General features: G+C 45.9%; 1 protein-coding gene. It reads left to right on the forward strand.

Annotation, left to right across the window (positions count from 1 at the left end; translation table 11 throughout):
- The first annotated feature begins 291 nt into the window (after positions 1-291).
- The gene (locus Q0614_RS06040; protein ID WP_298787262.1) at positions 292-1,293 is read left to right on the forward strand and encodes a hypothetical protein; all 1,002 of its coding nucleotides are present in this window, start codon (positions 292-294) and stop codon (positions 1,291-1,293) included.
- Positions 1,294-1,710: the final 417 nt, after the last annotated feature.

Raw genomic sequence — 1,710 nt, forward strand, 5'->3', positions numbered from 1 at the left:
GCGCGCTCGTGCTGACGTGGCTCGGCGATCACATCGGCGGCTCCTTCGGCAACGCTCTAAGCTTCATCGGATTTTTGCTGCTGCTTAGCCTTATGCTTTGAAAGGCGAATTTCAAACGGCATCCTCACGGAATTTTGCAACTTCAAGCAATTTCAAGTTTCTGAATTTCGCAGAATTCCGCAGCGAGCGGATTTGGGTTTTAAATTGAGGGCGCAAATTCTAAATCCAAATCTCGCGCGGCGCAAATTTGCGCTATAATCTAGCGAAAATCAAAGATTTAAAGGATGCGACTTGAAAATTTTAATCTCGTTTTTGTGCTTATTAAGCTTCATGTTCGCCGAGGCAGCGCCCGCTTTGGCAGAAGGTGCAAACAGCGCTCAAAAAGATCAAAGCCTAGAAATTTTAACCGCAAATTTAAGCACGGCGCTTCAGGAGATTGACGAAGCCGGGCATCGCCCCGATGGTACGCCTTGCGAGAGCATCGTTAGGTTAAGGGCTGCGTTTATGGAGTTTTTGCAAAGCGCGGGCGAGAGCGCTCCGCAAATTTTAAAATCCTTGAGGTTCGCCCCGAATATGGCGATCTCGCAGGACGGCAAGTTTCGGGCATATTCGGTAGATATCAGCACCGGCGGCACGATGGGCGCGAGCTACGTAGCGTATCAATACGTAAGCGGCGGGCAAAATTTCATTATGGATTTTGCAGACAAAGGTGCGCAGCAGATGCAAGAATGCGTTCTTGGCGGCAGGCGGGATTGCGCCTGCGGCGATTGGGCAGTCGGTACCGCATGGGGCGGCGATCGAGTGATAAAAGTTTTTAAAGTTAAAGAAAATCTATATCTTATTTACGGAGGATCAAAGGGCTCTACTAAGCTCACAAACGACGAATTTTGGGCGGTAGAAGCAAGCGAAGCGGGTATAAACCTAGCGAATATATTCCACTACGTCCGTTCATGCGGTGGAGATTGCGACTGCTCTAAAAGGAGCTCTTTGGTGCCGCCGCCGCACGACTCCGCTCGATTCGGCATAGAATATGATTTTTTTTCATATTTAGACGGCAGTGACGAGATAAAGAATAAATACGCTAAAAGGACGTTTTTGACCTTTGAAAACGGCATACTGGGCGCTCTTAAGGTAAAATATAGCGATAAATACCCGGACGGCGAGCTTGTCGATGAATATCAATACTTTAAATTTGACGGCGAAAAATTTACGATAGAGAGTAAAATAATTCATTGCGAGCCCGGTAAAATTATAGAGGAGTTAGTCGCGCCCTCTAGCGCGCAGGGGCTTTGATGGGTACCGTGATGCTTGGCGGGTGCGCTAAATTTTAAGGCGCGACAAAATTTCAAATTTCAGGCGCGTAAGATTTCGGCTGCGAAATTTTAAAATTCTAAATTTCAAAGCGTAAAATTTCAAGGCGCGGATTTTATTTTCAGGATTTCAAATTTTACGGTGCAGAATTTCGCAGTGTGGATTAAAATTTTAAATTTCAAAACGCACGAAATTTTACGCGCCTTAAAATTCCAAAGCACGAAATTCATGAAATTCAAAAGCAGAATTTTAAAATTCCAAATTTTATGGCGCGTGAGGTCGCAGCACGGCGTGTGAAGCTATAGTGCGCGAGGCTGTGACACACAAAGCTGCGGCGAGCCGCCCGCTAGCTCCAAATTCTTTCGTTTAGTTTTAGGTTTTTTACGATCGCTAAAAAGT

This window comes from uncultured Campylobacter sp., assembly GCF_937997595.1.
Lineage (GTDB): Bacteria > Campylobacterota > Campylobacteria > Campylobacterales > Campylobacteraceae > Campylobacter_B.